The sequence below is a fragment of the Streptomyces sp. AC627_RSS907 genome (genome assembly GCF_019049165.1).
The window spans coordinates 1-542 of sequence record NZ_JAGMUE010001435.1 but is presented as its reverse complement, the minus strand read 5'-3'; the positions used below and the strand labels follow the sequence as shown (position 1 = coordinate 542).

Genomic DNA, 542 nt, shown 5'->3' with positions numbered 1-542 from the left:
GTCCTCGGCCGCCCGGTGCTGCGGCTCGCCGAGCGCGAGTTGCGGGCGCTGCGCCGGCACCACGTCGCCTACGTCGGCCAGGACCCCGGGTCCCGGCTCAACCCCCGGATGCGGGTGCGCTCGCTGCTCCGCGAGACGGCGGCCAGGCCCGGGCCCGACACGGTGGAGCGGCTGCTGGCCGAGGTCCGGCTGCCGGTGGACGAGGGTCTGGCCGACCGTCGCCCGGGCGCGCTCTCCGGCGGCCAACAGCGGCGCGTCGCCCTGGCCAGGGCGCTGGCCAGGGAGCCGGTCGTACTGCTCCTCGACGAGCCGACGGCCGGCCTGCACCCCGCGCTGCGCGACGAGGTCGGCGACCTGTTGCGGCACCTGGCCACCGAACACCGGCTCGCCATCGCCCTGTCGTGCCACGACGCCGACCTGGTGTCCCGCCTCGCCGACGAGGTGGTCGAACTACGCCCGGCGGCCCGCCCGTCGAGCACGGTCGCCCCGTACGCCCCGTATGCCCCGGGCACCGCGCTCCCGGCGCGACGCCCCGCCCCGAG

Annotated in this window: 1 protein-coding gene; it reads left to right on the top strand. The window is 78.4% G+C overall.

What is annotated here, in order from left to right; all coding sequences use genetic code 11:
• Positions 1-542: ATP-binding cassette domain-containing protein (locus tag KUM32_RS42305; RefSeq protein ID WP_217146897.1), on the top strand; the 542-nt coding region annotated here is incomplete at both ends.